Below are 23,394 nucleotides of genomic sequence, written 5' to 3'. Positions count from 1 at the left end.
ATTATTTACTGTTACACTATGGGATGCAGAGGAAGAAAAAATTACACAGATGCGACAGAAACACAGACAATTATAGAGTCACAGGAGTCTGCTGAGACTAAAGAAGCTGAAGAAACAAAAGAGTCTGCACCTGTGGTAGGAGCCTGGGCAATAAATTCAAAAACAGAACCGGGTGAAAATATAAATGCTATGGCAGCTTTTGATAAAGCAACGGAAGGCTTGGTAGGCTATACATATACTGTGATGGCAGTACTTGGATCACAGATTGTAGCAGGAACAAATTATTCCTATCTTTGCAGAGCGGAAATGGTAGTACCTGATGCCAAACCTGAGTATGTGATTGTAAATGTATACGAAGATTTAGACGGAAATGCCGAGATTACAGGAAGTCTTAGCCTTTTAGAAGGCAAGGAAGGCTGGGAGTACAATGATATAAATCCTTTTATGAACGAAAATTCTGATGTTAAGGCTGCATTTGATAAAGCACTTGACGGTTTGACCGGTGCGGAATATAAGCCTATTGCATATATCGGTTATAAGGATAATTCATATGCTGTACTCACAAAGATAACAATTACCTCAGTAGAGCCTTTAACAAGTCTTTCAATGGTATATATTACAAAAACAGACAGCGGGGCTATGATTGATGATATATATGATATTGATATGTCTTTGGAGAATGAAAGAAATTAATAATTGAGTATTATTTATGGGACAGCTGAGTCTGTTGTAGGAACTTTTTAAATAAATATTTTATAAGGGGAAATATGGATTTTAGATTTGCAAAAAGAGAAGATACTGCTTTAATACTTTATTTTATAAAGGAACTTGCTCTTTATGAGAAAATGCTTGATGAAGTGGTAGCTGATGAGAAGATATTGGAAGAATGGATTTTTGATAAGCAAAAGGCGGAGGTTATTTTTGTAATGGAAAATGAGAAAGAAGTGGGATTTGCTCTTTTCTTTCATAACTTTTCAACCTTTCTTGGAAGGGCAGGAATATATCTGGAGGATCTTTTTGTACTGCCTGAGTATAGAAAAAGAGGTTATGGAAAGGCATTACTAAAGAGACTTGCAGCTATTGCAGTGGAGAGAGGCTGTGGCAGACTTGAGTGGTGGTGCCTTGACTGGAACAAGCCAAGTATTGATTTTTATCTGTCTCTGGGTGCCGAACCCATGTCAGACTGGACGACATATAGGATTACAGGGGATACATTAAAGAGAATGGCGGAATTGTAAAAGATATAATTGATATAGTGTGTTAAGCTAAACAGACCGGTACAATTAGTGCAGCGGTCTGTTTTTATATATTTTAGTTCCGTATATTTAATAAGATTTTAGTTGAGGTGTTCAAAAATATATTTAAGTTGAGGTGTTCAAAAAATATATTTATTGAAAAAGATATTTACTTATGCTAAAATGAGTTAGCATAAAGCTTGTTGTCGTAGTACGACATAGAAGGAGAATGTATATGAAGCATGTTGTTACTTTAAATGAGAAAACTCTTAAAGAGAGCTTAAAGCGTGGTGGTTGTGGCGAGTGCCAAACTTCTTGTCAGTCAGCTTGCAAGACATCTTGCACAGTTGGAAACCAGGGTTGTGAGAATCCTAACAGATAAGACGCTTGTATCAAAAACCCCCCTTCGCGGTCATAGACTGTTAAGGGGGCTTTTCATGTTGTAAAATTTGCTTCATGATAGAAAGAGGAATAATTTGTTACACCAATATAAGAATAACGGATACAATATAGTTTTAGATGTCAATTCAGGTTCTGTTCATGTAGTTGATGAGCTTATGTATGATGCAATGGAACTTGGTGAAAAGCTGATAGGAGAGATTGATGCTCCGATAACATTAAGTGAAGAGATAAAAACTGATATTAAATCAGGTCTGAAGAATAAGTACAGTGATGAGGAAATAGATGAGGCAATTTCCGATATACAGGAGCTTATTAATGCAGAGGAGCTTTATACAAAGGATACCTATGAGCTCTACATCAATGATTTTAAAGAGAGAGAAACGGTTGTAAAGGCGCTCTGTCTTCATATTGCTCACGATTGTAATCTTGCATGTAAGTACTGCTTTGCCGAAGAGGGAGAGTACCACGGCAGAAGAGCTCTTATGAGCTATGATGTCGGAAAGAGAGCACTTGATTTCCTTGTGGCCAATTCCGGCAACAGAAGAAATTTGGAAGTTGACTTCTTTGGCGGAGAGCCGCTTATGAACTGGCAGGTGGTAAAAGACCTTGTAAAATATGGTAGAAGCCTGGAAGAAGCCAATAATAAGAAATTCAGATTTACAATTACTACAAACGGAATGCTTTTGAATGACGAAATTATGGAATTTTGCAATCAGGAGATGTCAAATGTGGTACTAAGTCTTGACGGTAGAAAAGAAGTTAATGATGCTATGCGTCCTACAAGAGGAGGCAAAGGCAGTTATGATGTTATAGTTCCTAAGTTTGTGAAATTTGCTGAATCAAGAGGCACAAAGGATTACTATATCAGAGGTACTTTTACAAGAAATAATCTGGAATTTTCAAAGGATGTACTGCATTTTGCAGACCTCGGATTTAAGCAGACAAGTATGGAGCCGGTAGTAGGTGAAGACGGTGAGGCTTATGCTATAAAAAAAGAAGATATTCCAAAGATCATGGAAGAATATGATAAGCTGGCGGTAGAGTATATCAAGAGGAAGAAGGAAGGAAGAGGATTTAATTTCTTCCACTTCAATATAGATTTAACTCAGGGACCATGTGTTGCAAAGAGACTTTCAGGATGTGGTTCGGGAACGGAATACTTGGCGGTTACACCTTGGGGTGATCTCTATCCATGCCATCAATTTGTCGGAAAAGATGAGTTCTTGCTTGGAAATGTATTTGACGGGTTAAAGAGAAAAGACATCAGTAATGAGTTTAAGCTGTGCAATGTTTATGCTAAGCCAAAGTGTAAGGATTGCTATGCAAGATTTTATTGTAGTGGAGGATGTGCGGCTAATTCTTATAGCTTCCACGGCTCTATTACAGATACTTATGATATCGGTTGCGAACTTCAAAAAAAGAGAATTGAGTGTGCAATAATGATAAAAGCAGCGTTAGCTGGGTAAAATAGGAGAAGATAATGAAGGACAATAAGCAAAAGGGCTTAGCCTCTCTGTTTATCACAGTTGTGGTTTTGGTATTTTTCGGTTTTCTTGCTTACAATGTTTTATCGGCAGGTAAGGGTAATACCGCTGCTGTAGCAACAAGTGAGACTACTATATCAAATGAGAGCGGTGAAGCGACTGAAGATGTGGCAACAGACAGTGATGTGGCTGATGAAAAAGGTAAAACTTCCAAGTTCAGTACAGGTAAAATAAAACTTGGACTTGATTTGGCAGGTGGTGTAAGTATTACTTACCAAACAGTTGAGCCGAACCCGTCAGATGAGGATATGGCGGACACTATCTATAAGTTGCAGCAGAGAGTACAGAATTACTCAACAGAGGCGGAAGTTTACAGAGAGGGTGACAATAGAATTAATATTGATATCCCGGGTGTATCTGATGCAAATGCAATACTTAACGAACTTGGAAAGCCGGGTTCTTTGATCTTTGTAGATCCACAGGGTAATACAGTACTTACAGGTGATCAGGTGGCAACAGCTAAAGCCGGAATTATTGACAATAACGGTAACAGTGAGTACGTTGTATCACTTACATTTACAGATGAGGGTTCAAAGGCTTTTGCAGAGGCTACTGCAAGACTTATCGGACAGAGAATTGCTATTATATATGACAATGTAATTTATTCAAATCCTACAGTTCAGACTGCTATAACAGGCGGAACAGCACAGATTACAGGTATGACTTCATACGATGAAGCAAAGAATCTTGCTTCTACTATACGTATAGGTTCACTTTCACTTGAACTTGAAGAGCTTAGAAGTAATGTGGTAGGAGCAAAGCTTGGACAGGAAGCTATATCTACAAGTATGAAGGCTGCTGCGGTAGGATTTGTTATCCTTGCGGTATTTATGATAGCGGTTTTCTTACTTCCGGGATTTGCATCGGTACTTGCACTTTCATTATATATTATACTTGAGATTTTACTCTTGTCAGCATTTGAAATTACACTGACTTTGCCGGGTATTGCAGGTATCATACTTTCAATCGGTATGGCGGTGGATGCAAATGTTATTATCTTTACCAGAATCAAGGAAGAAATCGGACTTGGTAAGAGTGTAAATGAATCTATTAATACAGGATTTAAGAAAGCTTTGTCAGCTATTGTTGACGGAAATGTTACTACACTTATAGCAGCAGCTGTACTCTATCTTAGAGGTTCAGGTACTGTAAAGGGATTTGCACAGACGTTGGCACTCGGTATTATACTGTCAATGTTTACAGCATTATTCGTTACAAGATTTATTATGAAGGCTTTCTATAATATAGGGCTTGATAATCCTAAATTATATGGTAAAAAGCTTGCAAGAAAGCCTATCAATTTTGTCGGAATGAAGAATATAACAATTGCCATATCGGTGATTATTATATTGGCAGGCGTTGTAGGCGCAGGTTACAATAAGGTAAAAATCGGTAATTTATTTAACTACGGTATAGACTTCAAGGGCGGTACATCAACAAATGTTACATTTAATGAGGACTATTCACTTGATAGAATTTCAAAAGAGGTTGTTCCTGTAGTGGAATCTGTAACAGGTGAAGCCGGAACACAGACACAAAAGGTGGAAGGTTCAAATGAGGTTATCATAAAGACACGTACACTTTCAGTGGATGAGAGAGAGAAACTTAACAGCGCTCTTGCCCAAAAGTTCGGTGTTGATGCGGAGAAGATTACAGCAGAGTCAATATCAGGTGCTGTAAGTTCCGAGATGAAGAAAGATGCTGTTGTAGCCACAGTTATTGCTACAATACTTATGCTTCTTTATATTTGGTTCAGATTTAAAGACTTCAGATTTGCAACAAGTTCAGTGCTTGCACTTGTACATGACGTATTGATTGTTATTACATTCTATGCACTGCTTCGTTGGAGTGTAGGATCGACATTTATTGCATGTATCCTTACAATAGTCGGTTATTCTATCAATGCTACTATCGTAATATTTGACAGAATAAGAGAGAATAAGGCAATATTACCTAGAGCTACTAAGGAAGAGATTATAAATACAAGTGTTACAGAAACACTTACAAGAAGTATTTATTCATCACTTACTACATTTATCATGATCTTTGTATTGTATATTATGGGAGTTTCTTCTATCAGAGAATTCGCATTACCGATCATGGTAGGTATCGTGGCAGGTACATATTCTTCCGTATTCTTATCAAGTATCTTCTGGTATATCTTCAGCAACAGATTTGATAAGAAACTCGAGCAGAAGAAGGAAGATGAGAAGGCACAAAAAGCTAAGAATAAGAAGAAAAAAGATAAAAAGGTTGAAATAAATAAAGACAGCAATGGTGCTGTAGTTTAGGTATTTTATGAAATATGAAATAAAGGCTGTGGACAATAGAGCAAAAAGCGCTACTATGGAAACAGTGCATGGTACCGTAGAGACACCGCTTTTTATGAATGTCGGCACTGTAGCCGCTATAAAAGGTGCTGTCTCAACGGATGACCTTAAGGAAATAGGTTGTCAGGTTGAACTCTCAAATACCTATCATCTGCATGTAAGAACAGGTGACAAGCTTATAAAAGAGTTTGGAGGCTTACATGAGTTTATGCACTGGGACAGACCGATACTGACAGATTCGGGCGGTTTTCAGGTGTTTTCACTGGCAAAACTCAGAAAAATCAAGGAAGAGGGCGTAGCTTTCAATTCACATATTGACGGAAGAAAGATATTCATGGGACCTGAAGAGAGTATGCAAATACAATCAAATTTAGGCTCTACAATAGCAATGGCATTTGATGAATGCCCCCCGGCACTTGCAGAGAGAAAATACATAGAGGAATCTGTTGCACGTACTACCAGATGGCTGCAAAGATGTAAGGTGGAGATGGACAGGCTCAATTCATTGGAGGATACCATAAATAAAGAGCAGTTGCTCTTTGGTATAAACCAAGGCGGAATTATTGATGATATCAGAATCTCACATGCAAAAGCAATAAGCGAGATGAATCTTGACGGATATGCAATAGGAGGTCTGGCTGTCGGTGAGAGCCATGAGGAGATGTACCATATACTTGATGTAACGGTTGAACATCTGCCAAAGGATAAGCCTACATATCTTATGGGTGTAGGTACCCCTATAAATATTCTTGAAGCGGTAGACAGGGGAGTGGATTTCTTTGACTGTGTATATCCGAGCAGAAACGGCAGACATGGACATGTATACACAAACTGTGGAAAGCTGAACCTTTTCAACAAGAAATATGAGCTTGATAAAAGACCTATAGAAGAGGGATGTAACTGTCCGGCCTGTAGATCATATTCAAGGGGCTATATCAGACATTTGCTTAAAGCAAATGAAATGCTTGGTATGCGTCTTTGTGTATTGCACAATTTATATTTCTATAATACAATGATGAGTGAGATTCGCACAGCTATACGCGAAAATAGATATACAGAATATAAAAATAACAAAATAAGAACTATGCTTGAAGGTTCTAAATAGGAGGACTATGAATATTTTGGCAACTGCGAATGCAGGTGGTGGTTTTGGAGTAGGTGCGATTGCAATGTATGTAGTGTTTATAGGAGCTATATTTTATTTTATGGCCTATAGACCTAATAAAAAAGAAAAAGCTAAGCAGGCTGAGCTTTTTGCAAGTTTGGAAGTTGGCGATACGGTAGAGACTGCATCAGGATTTTATGGTGTGTTGATTGATATTACAGATGATACTGTAATAGTGGAGTTTGGAAACAATAAAAATTGCCGTATTCCGATGAGAAAAGATGCCATTGTAAAGAACGAAAAGATGACATTATAAAATAAGACAAAATTAAAGCACATCTTCGGATGTGCTTTTTTGGAAAGGTGGATATGGATAGTTATATAGTGCTGGATTTGGAATGGAACCAAAGTCCTAACGGCAGAGAATACAGCAATAAAGATCTTCCCTTTGAAATAATAGAAATAGGAGCCATAAAGCTTGATTCAAAACTCAAAAAAGTCGATGAATTTCATAGAGTAATAAAGCCTACAGTTTATAAAAAGATGCATTTTAAAGTGCATGAGGTGGTACAGATAGGTATCGGAGAGTTGAAAAAAAAAGGAGTTCCTTTTACAGAAGCTATAAAGGATTTCTTTGAATTTTGTGAGCTTGACAATAAGAGAAAAAAGACCATACTTTGTACATGGGGAAATCTCGATTTGGTGGAACTTCAAAGAAACATGAAATTTTACAATGTGGAAAATAAATTTGAGTATCCTTTGTTTTACTATGATATTCAAAAGCTTTTTAATATAAGATATCCTAACGGAGAACAGGATAGGATACCTCTTGAAAGAGCTGTAAATATGCTTAATATTGAGAATAACAGACCTTTTCATCATGCTTTAGATGATGCCTTATATACAGCCAAAGTAATGCAAAATATGGATTTCGGACCTGTAAGTGAATATTATTCACTCGACTATTATCGTGTACCGAGAAGCAGTGAAGAGGAAATATATTTGCATTTTTCGGGATATTCAAAGTTTGTATCCACTTTTTTTCCTACAAAAGAAGAGGCGATAGCGGATAAGCATAATTCAGATCTTATTTGTGACAGATGCAACAGAATGCTAAAGAAAAAAATAAAATGGTTTTCAACAAATCAGAGAAATTACTACTGTATAGGAATCTGCCCTGAACATGGTATTGTTAAGGGGAAAATAAGAGTAAGAAAAAATGATGACGGATACTATGTAATAAAGACTACAAAGGTTGTAGATACGGCAACCTTTGAAGAAATCAGAGAAAAGTACGAAGAGAGTAAGCAAAAGAAATTGATTAAGAGCAAAAGAAGGTTTTTAAAAGATTCGGAAGAGGTATAATTGGAGCAGGAAATAAAAGAAACTATTGTAAAAAAGATAGATAAAAAAGATATTAATGAATTATATAGAGACGGAGATATTAAAGAGGCCGCAATTATAATAAAAAACGGAGGTCTGGTGGCGTTTCCGACAGAAACGGTGTACGGACTGGGCGCAAATGCTCTGATGCCTGAGGCTGCAAAAAAGATCTATGCGGCAAAGGGCAGACCGAGCGATAATCCGTTGATAGTGCATATTTCAAAAACGGAAGATGTAAAAGATATTGCAAATGATATACCGGAGTTATTTTATACTCTGGCAAATAAGTTTTGGCCCGGACCTATGACTGTGGTATTAAAAAAGAAGAGCATTATACCGGATGCTACAAGCGGAGGTCTTGATACGGTTGCGATAAGGCTTCCTGAGAGTGATATTGCAAGGGCATTGATAGAAGTTTCGGGAGTGCCGATAGCCGCACCAAGTGCAAATACTTCAGGCAGACCTTCTCCGACAAAAGCTTCTCATGTATTTGAAGATATGAATTCAAAGATAGAGATGATAATAGATGGTGGTGAAGTCGGAATAGGTGTGGAGTCCACAATAGTGGATTTGACTGAGCAGACTCCGACATTATTAAGGCCCGGTGCAATTACTCTTGAAATGCTTAGGGAAGTATGCGGCAATGTAAATATAGACCCCGCAATTGAGCATCTTTTATCAACAGGAGCGGCTCCTAAGGCGCCGGGAATGAAATATAAGCATTATGCTCCGATGGCTGATATGAAGATAATAAGAGGCAAAGAACGGGAAGTATCAAATTATCTGAAATCACAGATAATAGAATCGGAACTTGATATGGCGATACTTACTGTGGATGAACATAAAAGTGATTTTTTATCATTTATTAAAGAAAATAAAAAAGATAATGTGAAGCTTTTAAGCCTTGGAAGTTCAAAAGATATGAGCAGTATTGCCCATAATCTCTTTGACGTGCTGAGAAAATGTGATGAACTTGGAGTAAAGAATATAATATCCGAGTCATTTGATGAGAGCGGTATCGGAAGAGCGGTAATGAACAGACTAAAAAAAGCCGCGGGATTTAATATAATAGATTTATAGGTGGATTATGAGCGAAAAGAGAGAAGATTATATAAATTGGGATGAGTATTTTATAGGTGTTGCAAAGCTCAGTGCAAGAAGGTCAAAGGATCCGAACACTCAGGTAGGTGCCTGTATAGTAAGTGAGGATAATAAGATACTGTCTATGGGATACAACGGGTTTCCGAGAGGCTGTTCTGATGAAGATTTTCCATGGGGAAAGGAATTTGAGCTTACAGATCCTTATAATGCAAAGTATCTGTATTCCACACATAGTGAATTGAATGCAATATTAAACTACAGAGGAGGTTCTTTAGAGGGGAGTAAAATATATGTGACTCTATTCCCATGTAATGAATGTGCAAAGGCAATAATTCAGGCGGGTATAAAGACTATAATATATGAGGAGGATAAATATGCCTCAAGTCCTTCTGTAAGAGCCAGTAAAAGAATGTTGAATGCGGCAGGCGTAAGATATTATGAATATCAGCCAAGCGGAAGAAAAATAGAGATAACGGTATGATTGATAAAAGACTTGAAAGAATCTTAAAAAAATTAGATGAAACATATGGTACGGAAAAAATAATTTATTTGGAGTATAATACTCCGTGGCAACTTCTGTTTGCCACCATACTCAGTGCTCAATGTACCGATGCCAGAGTAAATATGGTGACAAGAGATTTGTACAAAAAATATGACAGTCTGGAGAAGTTTGCCAATGCAGATTTGTCTGAAATGGAGAAAGATATACATTCCATAGGTTTTTATCATAATAAAGCTAAAAATTTGATTGCCTGTGCAAGAAAGCTTTTGACTGACTTTGGGGGAGAGGTGCCAAGCAATCTTGATGACCTTTTAACTCTTCCGGGAGTGGGCAGAAAGACTGCAAATGTAATCAGAGGAAATATATTTGATCTGCCAAGTATAGTGGTAGATACACATGTAAAAAGGATTACAAAAAAACTAGGGTTTACCGAAAGTGACGATCCGGTAAAAATAGAGTTTGAACTTATGGAGATACTTCCAAAAGATCATTGGATAGTCTGGAATACGGACTTGATAACTCTCGGCAGGACCATATGTATTGCAAGAAGAGAAAAATGTGATATTTGTTTTTTAAGAGACGACTGTCCGAGTGCCAAAGTATGATGATTTCCGATTATATAGCTATTGACCTTGAAACTACCGGAATAAGGTTGTCAAAAGATAAGATAATTGAAGTGGGACTTTTAAAAGTGAAAGATTCACATATAATTGATACTTTCTCCTGTGTTATAAACCCGGATATGCAGGTGGATGACAAAATACTTGAATTGACAAAAATAAGTGAAAACGAGCTTAGAAATGCAAAAAGAATATATGAGGTTATAAATCATATAGTGGACTTTTGTGAAGACTATGTTCTACTTGGACATAACACAATTTTTGATTACAGCTTTGTAAAGAAAGAAGCAAACAGAGTAGGCTTGGAATTTGAGAAAAGAGGTATTGATACATATAAATTATGTAAGAAGGTACTTCCTGAGAATGTGAGAAAAAATCTTACTGATGCATGCAGTTATTTCGGTATTGAAAGAAAAAACTCTCACAGAGCATTCAGTGATGCATTCTATACTCATGTTTTATTTCAGGAGATTATAAAAAATTTTAAAACTCTTGAAATAAGCTCAGAATCTATGAAAGTTAAGATAAAAAAATTCGTTCCGATCAGAAAAAGAACAAAAGAGGACTTGCAGAAATTACTAAACTGTCATAGAATTGGATGCAAGGTAAATATTGACTTGCTTTCAGAATCCGAAGCTAAAAGGATGATGGATAAAATAAAATCAGGAAGCATGTATTTTACCTGATAAAGCGCAAATATTAAAGTCTGCATTCTGTAGACTGAAAACATTTCACTAAAATCATACAAGTATAGTTTATCCCATAAAGAAAAGAGGTTTATATGAAGAATAAGAAAAGACAGATTATATCAATAGTAATAGTTACAATTTTAGTTCTGGCTATGGTGGTACCTGTAGTAGTGTCAGCATTGTCAATATAGGTATGCCGGTCTAGAGAGGACAAGGGAAAGTTGAAGAAGAATATAGGAAATATAACTGCAGCAATGGCTGTGTTTATGGCTGTTGCAGGATTTGGAATGGGTAGTAGAGCGGGAAGTTTTGAAGTCAGGGCGGAAAAGCAGGAGGCAAAAGCTGACGATAAAAAATCTACAGACAGTGATGCTAAAGAAGAGGAGACAACCAAAGAACAGGAGAGCACACAGGAGGCTGTAACTGAAGAGGAAGGAACAAAAGCCGAGAGAAGACTGCCTGAAGGATTCAGTGTAAGCGGATTGGATGACAGTGTTAAGACAATGACTGCACTTAATGAAGCTTTGGAAAAACTTCAGAATAAGCTTGATGAGAAGAAGTTTATATTATCTGTAAACGGAGAGCAGATAGAGAGCAGCTTTTCAGATCTTGGTGCAAGCATAGAAAATAAAGAGTATATACTGTCTGAAGCCGGTAAGTATACATCAGGAAATATGATTGAACGATTTGCAAAAAGTGCAGGTCTTATAGAAAATCCTGAAAGCATTACTCCGGATATAGAATTTAATGAAGAAGCTTTAAATTCATTTTTTAATAGAGCCAACAGTAAGAATCCGAATGCACCTGTTAATGCAACTATAAAAAGAGTCAACGGTGCATTTGAGATAACACCTGAACATGACGGATATGCAATAGATAAGGAATCTACTGTAGACAAGCTTAAGGAAGCAATACTTAAAACCGGAGAAGAGACAATAGAAGCACAGGTTACTAAGCAGGAAGCAACAGTTAAGGCCGAGGATTTGAAAGATATAAAGGATGTGCTTGGTACATTTACAACAAACTATTCATCTTCCACATCTGAGAGGGCCACAAATATTGCTGTCGGAACCCAGAAGATGGACGGTGTGCTTTTGATGCCGGGTGAAACAATATCGGGTTATGAAAGAATGCAACCTTTCACAATCAAAAACGGATATAAGATGGCAAAGGCTTATCAAAACGGATTGGTTGTAGACAGTGTAGGCGGAGGCGCTTGTCAGATTGCAACAACATTATATCAGGCTGCGCTGAGAGCTGAAGTGAAAATAACAGAGAGAAAAAATCACTCAATGATAGTAGGTTATGTACAGCCAAGCGGTGATGCTGCAATTGCCGGAGATTATAAGGATATAAAGGTTACAAACAACAGAAGTACTCCTATATATGTAGAAGCTGTGACATCCGGAAGAAATGTTACATTCACTATTTGGGGTAAGGAAGACAGATCCGCAAATAGAACTATTGAATTTGTTTCTGAAGTAATCAATGAAACACCTAAGGGAAAGACTTATAAAGATGATCCTTCAAAGCCTGTAGGATATGTCAGAAAGGAATCTGATGGACATAAGGGAAGAACTTCAAAACTTTGGAAAGTTGTAAAGGAAAACGGAGTTGAGGTAAGCAGAGAATTGGTATCAAGTGATACTTACAGAATGGCTGATGATATTTATATCAGAGGTACCAGAGTGGATGCTCCCGCTCCTACAGCTGCACCTGTAGAAAATACTGAAGGTGGTGGAGAGACTGCAAATGATGCTCCTGCAGATAACGGACCTGCAGATAATTCTGTTGATGTTAGTCAGGGTCCGGGTTTTGATCCGAACATCAATGCAGGACAGTAATGAAAAAATATATAATTTTTTGCGGATATGCCGGACTTAAGGGCTCTTTAATATTGGCAAAAAAATACCGTGAAGATTTAGACAGGTATTTTAATAAAGTATATATAGAGAGCATAGAAAAGCATGTTAAAGAAAACAGTTATTATGGGAGATATTTATCTCCCATAAATAATGATAGACCTGAATGTGCCCCTGTAGATATAAACAGTATATTTTCAGAGGTCAATGGGGAAACGTTGGATGTTTCAGAAGGTGGAATCCTAAAGGTATTATATAATTTGGCAAAGTCTCGTGGCTGCGGATTTGAGATAGAAATAAAAAAAATAAGTACAATACAGATTTGTATTGAGATTTGTGAATATTTCGGAATAAATATATATAGACTTTTAAGCGAAGGCAAGATAGTTCTGAGTGAGGACGCTATATCTGCCTGTAAATACTTGGAGGAAAGAGGGATTACTGCACAGGTAATAGGTTGTCTTACAGACAGCCTTGATAAAGTGATAACAGATAAGGAAACTGTAGAATATGTGAACAGGCCTTTGCAGGATGAAATTTTTAAGGTGATAAAAGATGAGAGAGAAGATATTATCGGTAATTGAAAAAAATTCCAGAATTGATATTGCGGAGTTGGCTATTTTACTTGGTGAAGATGAGGCGGCCGTTGCAAATGAGATTTCCGATATGGAAAAAGAAGGTGTGATATGCGGTTATCATACATTGATCAATTGGGAAAAAACAGCCAATGAAAAGGTGAATGCACTTATTGAAGTAAGAGTTACACCTCAAAAGGGTATGGGCTTTGATAATATTGCTGAAAGAATTTACCAATTCTCTGAAGTAAATGCAATATATTTGATGAGTGGAGCATTTGACTTTACTGTTTTTATTGAAGGAAGAACAATGAGAGAAGTGGCACAATTTGTCTCTGATAAATTGGCGCCTATGGATTCAGTGCTTTCAACCGCAACACATTTTGTACTGAAAAAATATAAAGACCATGGAACAATATTATCTGCAAAGAAAAAAGATGAGAGGCAGCTGATAACACCATGAGAAATCCATTATCAAAAACAATAACATCAATAAAACCTTCAGGTATCAGAAAGTTTTTTGATATAGTCAATACTATGGAAGATGCAATATCTTTGGGAGTTGGTGAGCCTGACTTTGATACACCTTATTTTATAAGAGATGCAGGTATATATTCTCTTGAAAAGGGAAGAACTTTTTATACATCAAACTCAGGATTGCCGGAGCTTAGAGAAGAAATAAGAAAGTATCTTATAAGAAAACTTAATGTGGAATATAATCCGAAAGATGAGATTATAATTACTGTGGGAGGCAGTGAAGGTATTGATATTGCGCTCAGAGCAATGCTTGACGCAGGTGATGAAGTTTTGATACCTCAGCCTTCATATGTTTCCTATGAGCCTTGCACAATTTTGGCAGGAGGAAAACCTGTAATAATTGAACTCAAAGCTGAAAACGGTTTTAAGTTAAAAGCAAGTCAAATTTTGGAAAAAATAACAGACAAGACAAAGATACTTGTTTTACCCTTTCCAAATAATCCTACAGGATCGATTCTCAATATAAATGAGTTAAAAGAGATAGCAAAAGTTTGTATAGAAAAAGATTTGTATGTAATATCCGATGAAATATACTGTGAACTTACATATGAAGGAGAACATGCTTCAATAGTTCAGGTAGAAGGAATGAAAGAAAGAACCATTCTTATAAACGGATTTTCGAAATCCTATGCCATGACAGGATGGAGACTCGGATATGCTACAGGTCCTAAGGAAATTATTGCCCAGATGACCAAGATTCATCAATATGCCATTATGTGTGCACCTACTACAAGTCAGTATGCCGCTGTTGAGGCTCTGGCGAATGGAGATGACGATGTGGCAAAAATGAGAGAGTCATACAATCAAAGAAGAAGATTTCTGTTACATAAGTTTGATGAACTTGGAATGACCTGCTTTGAACCTCAGGGAGCATTTTATGTATTTCCAAGTATAAAAAGATTTAATATGACATCGGAAGAATTTGCAACAAGATTGTTGGAGGAGCAAAAGACCGCTATAGTTCCCGGCACGGCATTCGGTGCAAGCGGAGAGGGCTATGTCAGAGTATCATATGCATATTCTATGGAAAGGCTTAAGGAAGCAATCTCAAGAATTGAGAAGTTTGTAAGGAGTCTTTCATGAATATAGTGTTACTTGAACCTGAAATACCTGCAAATACAGGAAATATAGGAAGAAGCTGTGTAGCAACGGGTACAAGGCTTCATCTGATAGAGCCTTTGGGCTTCAGAATCAATGAAAAAGAGATAAGGCGCGCAGGTATGGACTATTGGAAGAATCTTGATGTTACAATATATTCCGATATAAATGATTTTTATGAAAAGAATCCTGCGGCAAGAGAGCATATGTATTTTGCAACCACAAAGGCGCATCATACTTATAAGGATGTAGAGTATAAGCCGGATGATTATATAATGTTCGGTAAAGAAAGTGCAGGAATACCTGAAGAGATACTTTCAGAAAATGAAGATACCTGTATAAGAATTCCTATGTGGGGAGATATCAGAAGTCTGAATCTGTCAAATTCAGTGGCAATTATCTTGTACGAAGCATTGTCACAAAACGGATTTGAAAAAATGCAGCTTACAGGAGAATTACATAAACTGACATATAAATAATAAAAAAACTCCGGACCGATTGGAATGGAGTTTTTTTATGTTAAGATTTTTCATTAATGTTTTTCGTATAAATAGTCATCATTTTTCTTAGGCGGTTTTTCATTTAAATTTCCGACATCGAAAGTAGTCTCATTGGAGATATCATTTTCATTATTTCCGGATTCCTCAACAGGAATATCATTTACTTCAGTACCTTCAGAGGAAACAAGTTTTGTTTGATTGACTTCACCGTTGTTAAATTCAACTTCTCCCTCATTCCCCGCCGTATCGGAAACATAGGCCTTTATAGAGTAGGTATCAAATTCAAATGTAGCTCTGCCCTCTTCTTTATCTATTTTTGTGGGCTTTAGTTTCTTATCATTACTGTCTATTGCATAGATGCTTTCATAGTCTATATCTGAATGTCCATCCTCAAATGTTATATTAAGAACACCTTTCTTTACCAACTGTGCAAATATAGTCGGTGAGGTGGAGTCGATATTGTCTATTCTTTCATATATAGTCTGAGACATTGTGTTCAGATTTGTAGCAACTACTTCCAAAGTACCGTTTTTTGTCGCTGTAGCCACATATGTATTACCGTTCTTGGTATATGAGAGCGGAGAGTCGTCAAGAGTCATTGTAAAACTTTGCAATGGGAAAAAGCTCTTTTGAGTCACTCTTATTTCTACAGATTTGGAATCGGAATCCGCCACCGTGGAAATTTCGAAATGAGGCTGTGAGGTTACAGCAAAAAATATGATTACATTTAAGAATATAAATGCTATTATATACTTGAGTTTTGAAAACTTCCTTTTTTTGGGTTTTTCATTTACATTATTTTTATCTGCCATGGATTTTCCTCACTTTCAATTGTACAAGCAATCTTTGATTAGAATAACAGACTTAAAAAAAAACTTCAAGTTAAAAATTGATTTAAGAAAAATATAATAATTAAAGGAGTTGTTATGATAGAAAAAGCGGTGGAATTTGCGATTAAGGCACATGAGGGTCAGTTCAGAAAGGGGAGTACAATACCGTATATTACTCACCCTTTGGAAGTATGTACCATTGTATCCCTGATTACAGACAATGAAGATGTAAGAGTAGCATCATTACTACATGATACGGTTGAAGATACTTCCGTTACCATAACCGAGATAGAAAAAAATTTCGGAAAAAAAGTAGCGGCTCTTGTAGGAAGTGAATCTGAGGATAAGTCAAAGACATGGATTGAAAGAAAGATGCATACATTAAAAACTTTGAAAGATGAATCAATAGAAGTAAAGATAATAGCTCTTGGAGACAAACTGTCAAATATCAGAAATTCGGCAAGAGATTATCTCATTCTTGGAAATGATTTTTTACTTAGGTTTAATGAGAAAGATAAGGTAAAGCAGGCAATGTACTATTATGGTATACTTGAGGCATTGAAAGACCTGGAAGATAATGAGTTTTATAAGGAATATGAGAAACTTTGTGATTTTGTTTTTGGAGATGTGAAAGAGAAAATATGAGAGACGGTTTTATAAGAGTTGCAAGCGTATCACCTGATATCAGAGTATGTGATGTGGACTATAACAAGGAAAGCATAAAAAAGGCCATAGGAAAAGAATGGGAAAATAAAAGCAGTATTATAGTATTTCCGGAGCTTTGTCTGACAGCATATACATGTAATGATCTTTTTTTTCAAGATTCACTTATCAGTGAAGCCAAGAAGGCACTGAAAGAAATAGTTGATTTTACAAAGGGACATAAATCTGTTATTTTTCTGGGGCTGCCTTGGGATTATAAGGGAAAACTTTATAATGTTGTAGCGGTTATATCAAATGGATTGATGTTGGGGCTTATAAATAAAATAAATCTTCCAAATTACGGTGAGTTTTATGAGGAGAGATATTTTAATAAGGGATTTGAAAATAGTGTATGGGTAGACCTTTTTGATGATGTAATCCCTATGGGTTCAAAGATATTGTTTGAATGTACAAATATGCCCGGACTTGTTTTGGCAGGTGAGATATGTGAGGATCTTTGGGTTGCCGATCCGCCAAGTATAGGACATGCACTTGCAGGTGCAAATGTTATTATCAATGCTTCGGCATCAAATGATATAGTAGGTAAAAAAGCATACCGTGACAGCTTGATAAGCAATCATTCAAAGAAACTCATATGTAGCTATATCTATGCAAATGCAGGAGAGGGAGAATCTACTCAAGATCTTGTATTTGGAGGACAGGGAATAATAGCGGAAAACGGCAAAATTCTGGCCGAAAGTACAAGGTTTAAAAATGAAGCAGTAAGAATAGAGATAGATGTAAACAGGCTTAATTTGGAAAGAAGAAAGCAGACTACATTTAAAATAAGAGAAGGCAAAGAAAGTGATCGTAAAGATTACATGGTTATGGAGTTTGAGCTTGAGGATGAAGAGCTTGAACTTGAGAGAAACTTCGATCCGAAGCCTTTTGTACCTGATGATATGTCAAAGAGAAATGAAAGATGTGAGGAGATACTCACAATACAGGCACTCGGACTTAAGAAAAGACTCATGCATATCGGTGCAAAAAATGTTATTCTTGGTATTTCGGGAGGTCTTGATTCCACTCTGGCACTTCTTGTATGTGCAAAGACATATGATATGCTGGGACTTGATAAAAGCGGCATAAAGGCTGTTACAATGCCGGGATTCGGAACTACAGACAGAACCTACAATAACGCCTGTGAGCTTACAAAAAGCTTCGGTGCAACTTTGGAAGAGATCTCAATAGTTGAATCCATAAAGAGGCATTTTCTTGATATCGGACATGATATAAATGTAAAGGATATTACTTATGAGAATGCACAGGCCAGAGAAAGAACACAGATCCTTATGGATATAGCAAACAGAGACAACGGTATTGTTGTAGGTACGGGTGATTTGTCGGAGCTTGTGCTTGGATGGGCAACATATAACGGTGATCATATGTCAATGTACGGTGTGAATGCTTCAATTCCAAAGACTCTGGTAAGACATTTGGTAAATTACTATGCAGATACCACCGAGGATAAGAAAATAGCAAATATATTATACGATATTCTTGATACACCTGTATCCCCTGAGCTTTTGCCGCCAGAAAACGGAAAGATAGCACAAAAGACTGAAGATCTTGTGGGACCATATGAATTACATGATTTCTTTTTATACAATGCACTTCGTTTCGGGTTTATGCCTTCAAAGATATACAGAATGGCAAAGAAAGCATTTAAGGATCTCTACGATGCGGAGATAATCTTAAAATGGCTGAAAGTTTTCTACTCAAGATTTTTCTCACAGCAGTTTAAAAGATCTGCACTGCCTGACGGTCCTAAGGTCGGAAGTATTGCAATATCTCCAAGAGGTGATCTTAGAATGCCAAGTGATGCAAGTAAGGCTTTGTGGATAAAAGACCTGGAAAATATAAAAACTGATCGGTGATATGGGAGAAGCTAATGATTACTTCATCAGGAAATAAGAAGATAAAAGATCTGGCGGCACTTATAAAAAAGAGCAATGCCAGAAAAAAACATAATGCCTATATTATTGAGGGCATCAGAATGTTTAAAGAACTTAAAAAGGATGAGATATTGGACGTATTTGCAAGTGAAAGCTTTGAGGCTGAAAATAGAAAAATATTGTCTGAAATCTATCCGGAGTATGAGACTGTAAGTGACAGAATATTTGAGTCCGTATCCGATACAAAAACCCCGCAGGGTGTAATGGCCGTTGTAAAAAGAAAAGAATATACGCTTGAAAAAATATTGGAAAAAAGAGATACTCCTCACAGTTTGCTTATTCTTGACAGCCTTCAGGATCCGGGAAATCTCGGTACCTTGATTAGGGCCGGAGAAGGAGCGGGTATTACAGGTATTATAATGAATGAAACCACTGTTGATATCTATAATCCAAAGGTTATACGCTCTACAATGGGATCGATTTTCAGAGTTCCTTTTATTTATGTAAAGGATCTTAAAGAAGTGATAGAAAAGCTTTATTCAAAAAATGTTAATATTTATGCAAGTAGCCTTGAAGGAGCAATTGAATACGATGCTCCGGATTATAAAAAGGATATTGCATTTATAATAGGTAATGAGGCCGCAGGGATCTCAAAGGAAGTTTTAGATATAGTGGAAGATAAGGTTAAAATACCTATGCTTGGTGAGGTGGAGTCTTTGAATGCCGCAGTTGCCGGAAGTATACTGATGTATGAGGCTGCAAGACAAAGAAGAAAATGAATGAATTTTTATGCAGACAAATTTATATTTATATGATATACTGTTAAAATATTGAGAAAGGAGTATATTTATGAATTTATTTGGAAGACATTTTCTTACACTGAAGGATTTTTCAAGAGAAGAGATAGAATATTTGCTGGACTTGGCTGCTAAGCTTAAGGAGGAGAAGAAAAAAGGTATTACCGGAGACAGATTGAAAGGCAAGAATATAGCACTGCTGTTTGAAAAACCTTCAACAAGGACAAGATGTGCGTTTGTTGTAGGTGCAAGAGATGAAGGAGCATTTCCTGAATATCTTGGTAAGGATGATATACAGCTTGGACATAAAGAAAGTGTTGCCGATACGGCAAGAGTTCTCGGAAGAATGTTTGACGGAATAGAGTTTAGAGGTTTTAAACATTCCACAGTGGAAGAACTTGCAAAGTATGCAGGTGTACCGGTATGGAACGGCCTTACGGATGAGTATCATCCGACACAGATTCTGGCAGATCTGCTTACTATGAAGGAACATTTCGGAAATATTGAAGGATTAAATTTTGTTTATGTCGGTGACGGCAGAAACAATATGGCAAACTCTCTTATGATCGGAATGACAAAACTTGGAGTAAATATGACGGTTCTGGCTCCGAAATCACTACATCCGAGTAAGGATCTGGTTGAATTATGTGAAGGATATGCGAACAGTTCAGGAGCAAAACTTACCATAAGTGAAAATATAGATGCTGTTAAGGATGCCGATGTAATATATACAGATGTCTGGGCTTCAATGGGTGAAGAGGATAAAGCGAAGGAAAGAATCGAACTTTTAAGACCTTATCAGGTAAATAAGGAACTGATGAAAAAAACAGGAAAGGAAAGTACAATATTTATGCACTGTCTGCCTGCAGTAAAGGGATACGAGGTAACTGAGGATGTGTTTGAAAGCGCAAAATCGGTGGTATTTGATGAAGCGGAAAATCGTATGCACACTATTAAGGCGGTGATGGTAGCTACATTGGGTAAAGGAGATGACAGGTAGAAGAAAGCAGGGTTTTATTTTGTTCAGGGATGTAATGCATGTGATACTTGCGATTGTTATCATAGTGATGGTGGTATTCGCGTTTTTATCACCAAATAAGTATGCAATATTTTTCCCTTTGATATTTTTATTGTTTTCAGTAAGTTGTCTGTTGGATGCAATAAAATATTTCAAGAATGAGGAACATTTAAAGTACAGTTTTATAAAAGCAACAATAATGTTTATTTTATTTTTGTTTATGCTTTTAATGTCAACTATAGGATTTTTAAATATTTAAATGATATGCACCGGGAAATAAAGTTTATTTTCGGGTGCATATTAATTTTAAGAATATAAAAACTTGATTTTTTTACCGGAGTAGTCTAATATTCCTGTCTTTGACAGCTAAAAGGTCTGAACCCCGTATATATCAAGGGTTTCAGACCTTTTTTAATTCACAAAAGTGTAGCTAGGACTACCTACTTTTTTTGCTGTCTCGAAAGACTTTCTTCATACTCAAATCGGTTAAGATTTCATAATCGGTATGAAATCCAAATGCTTCATGAAGTGCATCTGTTATAGCTGTTCTTGTGTAAGTGGGTAGATATCCTAACTTTTCTCCCGGACGATACATCATCATAGAGCGTAATACGTTAATAATCTCATCGCATGTATATTGTTCGCCAAGTTTTTTCTCAAGTATCCTAAAGACTACCAATGAAGCAAAACAAGTTATGAAATGTGCCTTTATGCGATCTTCTCTTTGAAGATAAATAGGGCGTGCACTGAACTCGGTTTTCATGATTCTGAAACATTCTTCAATTTCCCATCTCTTCTTGTTTATACGAACGATTTCTTCGGTTCCGGTTGTCTCCAGATTAGTACAAACGGCGTAGAAGCCGTCATATTTTTCTTCTTCAGCTATGAGGTTCGAATCTATATAAGGGATTTCTCTGTCACAGACTTCTCCTGAAGATGTCATTGCTTCAGTAGCAATAAAACGGCGTGGATCATTTTGGTTTTTTTGATTTCTTTTATATTCCCCTTTTTCAATAAGCTTATTAGCACGGTCAATCCGGTTTTGCCTGATTTTTTGGTGATATTTTTTGTACTTTAAGGAGAATGATACAATAAGATGTTGCTCTAACGCTTTATCACCTTCTTTGACCTTTTTATTGGATAAATCTTCTTTAATCCATCTTTCCTTATAAAAGACTTTATTATAGTCTGTTTGTTCATCTAGGTTATTCAGATTAAATAATCCTGTTTCACCTTGTACTGACCAGCCTTCAGGGTCTAGGGCAAACTCCTTTAAATATTTTGGAAGTTGTTTTATAGATTGTGTTGTTATAAAACTTCTCATTCTTTCACCAAATAAAGTTTTGTCGTTAAACTTTCTATTGGCATTTGAAGAAAGACCTGCGTCTGTACAGATAATAATACTATCAACACCATAATCATCGATTACCTTTTGTTCAAGAGGCTTTAGTGTTGGCTGCTCATTCTTATTTCCGGGGAAAATATCAAAAACAAGAGGAATACCGTCATGATCCATAAACATTCCCATTCCGACAATAGGTAGTGGTTGATGTTGTTTTGATTTTCCATATTTCCTAAGTTCGTCTTCCTGCTCGATTTCAAAGTAATAGTTTGTGCAATCATAGTAAAGAATGTCATTCCTGCGAGGAAGTATCCTTTGGCTATTTTTATAAAGTTCAGATTGAATAAAGTCACTTTCTTTAGATAAAACAGAAAGTGAACGATATATATCATGTAAATTAAAGGTTGGCTGTTCAATAAACATTTTGGAAGAACGATTTGATGCCAACTTAGAAGATGGATAAAGGATACGAGTAAAAATTAGTCGAGATAAAATATCGTTCAAATCATATTCAAAGCTATACTTCTTTGAAATTTTAGAACAGATTTTATCCAGCTTAAGCGAATAGTAAATACTCTGAAGAAATAGATATCCACAGTTAAACAAATGTTTTTCATCAGGCTTCAGGAGTTTTGAAGGAGAACATTTTATCAATATCTCTTTTTGTTCCTCATATTCCTTACGATTAAGTTCATCAACATATTCCTTAGCCCAAACGTAAGGGTCTTTTCCATTAGCTCTAGTCCTAACCATATCAAGATTTCCAAGTTTTTCAATAGTAACTGTAGTGACAGAACCATTGGATTTGCGTATAGATTTCTGAACATAAAATGTAGCAGAGTTTTTTGATTTACTTACAGTAAGCTTCATAGCATTCCACCTCCATGCTCATATTATACCATATCTAACTATAAATAGCTACAAAAAATAACATAAGAATTGACAAAAAAATAAGACTGAAATCCAGTCTTTATAAGGGGTTGAGGTTTATAAAGGGAGTAGTTAGCTGTCAAACTCCCGCGATTGTTATCATAGTGATGGTGGTATTCGCGTTTTTATCACCAAATAAGTATGCAATATTTTTCCCTTTGATATTTTTATTGTTTTCAGTAAGTTGTCTGTTGGATGCAATAAAATATTTCAAGAATGAGGAACATTTAAAGTACAGTTTTATAAAAGCAACAATAATGTTTATTTTATTTTTGTTTATGCTTTTAATGTCAACTATAGGATTTTTAAATATTTAAATGATATGCACCGGGAAATAAAGTTTATTTTCGGGTGCATATTAATTTTAAGAATATAAAAACTTGATTTTTTTACCGGA

The 23,394-nt window shown here is 36.3% G+C and carries 24 protein-coding genes; 22 read left to right on the top strand and 2 right to left on the bottom strand.

The window, feature by feature from the left end:
• Window positions 1–18: 18 nt before the first annotated feature.
• The 17 genes from EHV10_RS01330 to EHV10_RS01250 all read left to right on the top strand — a co-directional run bounded on the left by EHV10_RS01330 (window position 19) and on the right by EHV10_RS01250 (window position 15,462).
• The gene (locus EHV10_RS01330) at window positions 19–693 is read left to right on the top strand and encodes a hypothetical protein (RefSeq protein WP_207667110.1); all 675 of its coding nucleotides are present in this window, start codon (window positions 19–21) and stop codon (window positions 691–693) included.
• Window positions 694–767: 74 nt separating this feature from the next.
• Window positions 768–1,238: a GNAT family N-acetyltransferase gene (locus tag EHV10_RS01325; RefSeq protein WP_207667109.1), complete on the top strand. Its 471-nt coding sequence runs from the start codon at window positions 768–770 to the stop codon at window positions 1,236–1,238.
• A 232-nt stretch (window positions 1,239–1,470) separates the two neighbouring features.
• Window positions 1,471–1,617, top strand: a complete 147-nt coding sequence (scfA, locus tag EHV10_RS01320) for a six-cysteine ranthipeptide SCIFF (RefSeq protein WP_007593215.1) — start codon at window positions 1,471–1,473, stop codon at window positions 1,615–1,617.
• Window positions 1,618–1,711: 94 nt separating this feature from the next.
• Entirely contained in the window at window positions 1,712–3,103 is a 1,392-nt protein-coding gene (scfB, locus tag EHV10_RS01315) for a thioether cross-link-forming SCIFF peptide maturase (protein WP_128673072.1), read from the top strand.
• Between the two features lie 14 nt (window positions 3,104–3,117).
• Complete coding sequence (secD, locus tag EHV10_RS01310; protein ID WP_128673071.1) at window positions 3,118–5,472, top strand: protein translocase subunit SecD; 2,355 nt, start codon at window positions 3,118–3,120, stop codon at window positions 5,470–5,472.
• Between the two features lie 7 nt (window positions 5,473–5,479).
• Window positions 5,480–6,616, top strand: a complete 1,137-nt coding sequence (tgt, locus tag EHV10_RS01305) for a tRNA guanosine(34) transglycosylase Tgt (RefSeq protein ID WP_128673070.1) — start codon at window positions 5,480–5,482, stop codon at window positions 6,614–6,616.
• Window positions 6,617–6,623: 7 nt separating this feature from the next.
• Complete coding sequence (gene yajC / locus EHV10_RS01300) at window positions 6,624–6,932, top strand: preprotein translocase subunit YajC (RefSeq protein ID WP_007593197.1); 309 nt, start codon at window positions 6,624–6,626, stop codon at window positions 6,930–6,932.
• Window positions 6,933–6,985: 53 nt separating this feature from the next.
• The gene (locus tag EHV10_RS01295) at window positions 6,986–7,981 is read left to right on the top strand and encodes a 3'-5' exonuclease (RefSeq protein WP_243116035.1); all 996 of its coding nucleotides are present in this window, start codon (window positions 6,986–6,988) and stop codon (window positions 7,979–7,981) included.
• Window positions 7,982–9,079: an L-threonylcarbamoyladenylate synthase gene (locus EHV10_RS01290; RefSeq protein ID WP_128673068.1), complete on the top strand. Its 1,098-nt coding sequence runs from the start codon at window positions 7,982–7,984 to the stop codon at window positions 9,077–9,079. It abuts the gene before it with no gap.
• Window positions 9,080–9,086: 7 nt separating this feature from the next.
• Window positions 9,087–9,581 (top strand): deoxycytidylate deaminase, encoded by a 495-nt coding sequence (locus EHV10_RS01285; protein WP_007593190.1) that lies wholly within the window; start codon window positions 9,087–9,089, stop codon window positions 9,579–9,581.
• The gene (nth, locus tag EHV10_RS01280) at window positions 9,578–10,207 is read left to right on the top strand and encodes an endonuclease III (protein ID WP_128673067.1); all 630 of its coding nucleotides are present in this window, start codon (window positions 9,578–9,580) and stop codon (window positions 10,205–10,207) included. The genes EHV10_RS01285 and nth overlap by 4 nt, the downstream gene beginning before the upstream one ends.
• Window positions 10,168–10,908, top strand: coding sequence for a 3'-5' exonuclease (locus tag EHV10_RS01275; protein ID WP_243116034.1), 741 nt, complete (start codon window positions 10,168–10,170; stop codon window positions 10,906–10,908). The genes nth and EHV10_RS01275 overlap by 40 nt, the downstream gene beginning before the upstream one ends.
• 224 nt (window positions 10,909–11,132) lie before the next feature.
• On the top strand, window positions 11,133–12,755 hold the full coding sequence (locus EHV10_RS01270) for a VanW family protein (protein WP_128673065.1): 1,623 nt from the start codon (window positions 11,133–11,135) through the stop codon (window positions 12,753–12,755).
• Window positions 12,755–13,357, top strand: coding sequence for an AIR synthase-related protein (locus EHV10_RS01265; RefSeq protein WP_128673064.1), 603 nt, complete (start codon window positions 12,755–12,757; stop codon window positions 13,355–13,357). The genes EHV10_RS01270 and EHV10_RS01265 overlap by 1 nt, the downstream gene beginning before the upstream one ends.
• Window positions 13,329–13,811, top strand: a complete 483-nt coding sequence (locus tag EHV10_RS01260) for an Lrp/AsnC family transcriptional regulator (protein WP_128673063.1) — start codon at window positions 13,329–13,331, stop codon at window positions 13,809–13,811. Before EHV10_RS01265 ends, EHV10_RS01260 begins: the two co-directional genes overlap by 29 nt.
• The gene (locus EHV10_RS01255; RefSeq protein WP_128673062.1) at window positions 13,808–14,968 is read left to right on the top strand and encodes an aminotransferase class I/II-fold pyridoxal phosphate-dependent enzyme; all 1,161 of its coding nucleotides are present in this window, start codon (window positions 13,808–13,810) and stop codon (window positions 14,966–14,968) included. Before EHV10_RS01260 ends, EHV10_RS01255 begins: the two co-directional genes overlap by 4 nt.
• Complete coding sequence (locus EHV10_RS01250) at window positions 14,965–15,462, top strand: tRNA (cytidine(34)-2'-O)-methyltransferase (protein WP_128673061.1); 498 nt, start codon at window positions 14,965–14,967, stop codon at window positions 15,460–15,462. Before EHV10_RS01255 ends, EHV10_RS01250 begins: the two co-directional genes overlap by 4 nt.
• Before the next feature lie 53 nt (window positions 15,463–15,515).
• On the opposite strand, the gene EHV10_RS01245 is transcribed toward EHV10_RS01250, so the two are convergent.
• Window positions 15,516–16,295: a hypothetical protein gene (locus EHV10_RS01245; RefSeq protein ID WP_128673060.1), complete on the bottom strand. Its 780-nt coding sequence runs from the start codon at window positions 16,293–16,295 to the stop codon at window positions 15,516–15,518.
• Between the two features lie 114 nt (window positions 16,296–16,409).
• Between EHV10_RS01245 and EHV10_RS01240 the strand changes: the two genes are divergently transcribed.
• The 5 genes from EHV10_RS01240 to EHV10_RS01220 all read left to right on the top strand — a co-directional run bounded on the left by EHV10_RS01240 (window position 16,410) and on the right by EHV10_RS01220 (window position 20,984).
• Window positions 16,410–16,958 carry an HD domain-containing protein gene (locus EHV10_RS01240; RefSeq protein ID WP_128673059.1) on the top strand — a complete coding sequence of 183 codons (549 nt, stop codon included), beginning with the start codon at window positions 16,410–16,412 and terminating at the stop codon, window positions 16,956–16,958.
• A complete protein-coding gene (locus EHV10_RS01235; protein ID WP_128673058.1) occupies window positions 16,955–18,892 on the top strand; it encodes an NAD(+) synthase in 1,938 nt (645 codons plus the stop codon). Before EHV10_RS01240 ends, EHV10_RS01235 begins: the two co-directional genes overlap by 4 nt.
• Window positions 18,893–18,906: 14 nt before the next feature.
• On the top strand, window positions 18,907–19,689 hold the full coding sequence (locus EHV10_RS01230; RefSeq protein ID WP_128673057.1) for a TrmH family RNA methyltransferase: 783 nt from the start codon (window positions 18,907–18,909) through the stop codon (window positions 19,687–19,689).
• A 70-nt stretch (window positions 19,690–19,759) separates the two neighbouring features.
• Complete coding sequence (gene argF, locus EHV10_RS01225) at window positions 19,760–20,707, top strand: ornithine carbamoyltransferase (protein ID WP_128673056.1); 948 nt, start codon at window positions 19,760–19,762, stop codon at window positions 20,705–20,707.
• Window positions 20,697–20,984 carry a hypothetical protein gene (locus EHV10_RS01220; protein WP_128673055.1) on the top strand — a complete coding sequence of 96 codons (288 nt, stop codon included), beginning with the start codon at window positions 20,697–20,699 and terminating at the stop codon, window positions 20,982–20,984. Before argF ends, EHV10_RS01220 begins: the two co-directional genes overlap by 11 nt.
• 177 nt (window positions 20,985–21,161) lie before the next feature.
• Here EHV10_RS01220 and EHV10_RS01215 read toward each other — a convergent pair whose 3' ends face one another.
• Window positions 21,162–22,937: an IS1634 family transposase gene (locus EHV10_RS01215; RefSeq protein WP_128673054.1), complete on the bottom strand. Its 1,776-nt coding sequence runs from the start codon at window positions 22,935–22,937 to the stop codon at window positions 21,162–21,164.
• Window positions 22,938–23,394: the final 457 nt, after the last annotated feature.

The sequence above is a fragment of the Lachnoanaerobaculum gingivalis genome (assembly GCF_003862475.1).
Lineage (GTDB): Bacteria > Bacillota > Clostridia > Lachnospirales > Lachnospiraceae > Lachnoanaerobaculum > Lachnoanaerobaculum gingivalis.
Note: the sequence above shows the minus strand (reverse complement) of the source record. Positions and strands in the feature narration are given on the sequence as shown.

What these genes read in the sequence shown, in the direction of transcription:
- EHV10_RS01330 (WP_207667110.1), top strand. Translation starts at nt 19, where the DNA reads ATGGGATGCAGAGGAAGAAAAAATTACACAGATGCGACAGAAACACAG.
- EHV10_RS01325 (WP_207667109.1), top strand. Translation starts at nt 768, where the DNA reads ATGGATTTTAGATTTGCAAAAAGAGAAGATACTGCTTTAATACTTTAT.
- scfA (WP_007593215.1), top strand. Translation starts at nt 1,471, where the DNA reads ATGAAGCATGTTGTTACTTTAAATGAGAAAACTCTTAAAGAGAGCTTA.
- secD (WP_128673071.1), top strand. Translation starts at nt 3,118, where the DNA reads ATGAAGGACAATAAGCAAAAGGGCTTAGCCTCTCTGTTTATCACAGTT.
- tgt (WP_128673070.1), top strand. Translation starts at nt 5,480, where the DNA reads ATGAAATATGAAATAAAGGCTGTGGACAATAGAGCAAAAAGCGCTACT.
- yajC (WP_007593197.1), top strand. Translation starts at nt 6,624, where the DNA reads ATGAATATTTTGGCAACTGCGAATGCAGGTGGTGGTTTTGGAGTAGGT.
- EHV10_RS01295 (WP_243116035.1), top strand. Translation starts at nt 6,986, where the DNA reads ATGGATAGTTATATAGTGCTGGATTTGGAATGGAACCAAAGTCCTAAC.
- EHV10_RS01285 (WP_007593190.1), top strand. Translation starts at nt 9,087, where the DNA reads ATGAGCGAAAAGAGAGAAGATTATATAAATTGGGATGAGTATTTTATA.
- nth (WP_128673067.1), top strand. Translation starts at nt 9,578, where the DNA reads ATGATTGATAAAAGACTTGAAAGAATCTTAAAAAAATTAGATGAAACA.
- EHV10_RS01265 (WP_128673064.1), top strand. Translation starts at nt 12,755, where the DNA reads ATGAAAAAATATATAATTTTTTGCGGATATGCCGGACTTAAGGGCTCT.
- EHV10_RS01260 (WP_128673063.1), top strand. Translation starts at nt 13,329, where the DNA reads ATGAGAGAGAAGATATTATCGGTAATTGAAAAAAATTCCAGAATTGAT.
- EHV10_RS01255 (WP_128673062.1), top strand. Translation starts at nt 13,808, where the DNA reads ATGAGAAATCCATTATCAAAAACAATAACATCAATAAAACCTTCAGGT.
- EHV10_RS01250 (WP_128673061.1), top strand. Translation starts at nt 14,965, where the DNA reads ATGAATATAGTGTTACTTGAACCTGAAATACCTGCAAATACAGGAAAT.
- EHV10_RS01245 (WP_128673060.1), bottom strand. Translation starts at nt 16,295, where the DNA reads ATGGCAGATAAAAATAATGTAAATGAAAAACCCAAAAAAAGGAAGTTT.
- EHV10_RS01240 (WP_128673059.1), top strand. Translation starts at nt 16,410, where the DNA reads ATGATAGAAAAAGCGGTGGAATTTGCGATTAAGGCACATGAGGGTCAG.
- EHV10_RS01235 (WP_128673058.1), top strand. Translation starts at nt 16,955, where the DNA reads ATGAGAGACGGTTTTATAAGAGTTGCAAGCGTATCACCTGATATCAGA.
- EHV10_RS01230 (WP_128673057.1), top strand. Translation starts at nt 18,907, where the DNA reads ATGATTACTTCATCAGGAAATAAGAAGATAAAAGATCTGGCGGCACTT.
- argF (WP_128673056.1), top strand. Translation starts at nt 19,760, where the DNA reads ATGAATTTATTTGGAAGACATTTTCTTACACTGAAGGATTTTTCAAGA.
- EHV10_RS01220 (WP_128673055.1), top strand. Translation starts at nt 20,697, where the DNA reads ATGACAGGTAGAAGAAAGCAGGGTTTTATTTTGTTCAGGGATGTAATG.
- EHV10_RS01215 (WP_128673054.1), bottom strand. Translation starts at nt 22,937, where the DNA reads ATGAAGCTTACTGTAAGTAAATCAAAAAACTCTGCTACATTTTATGTT.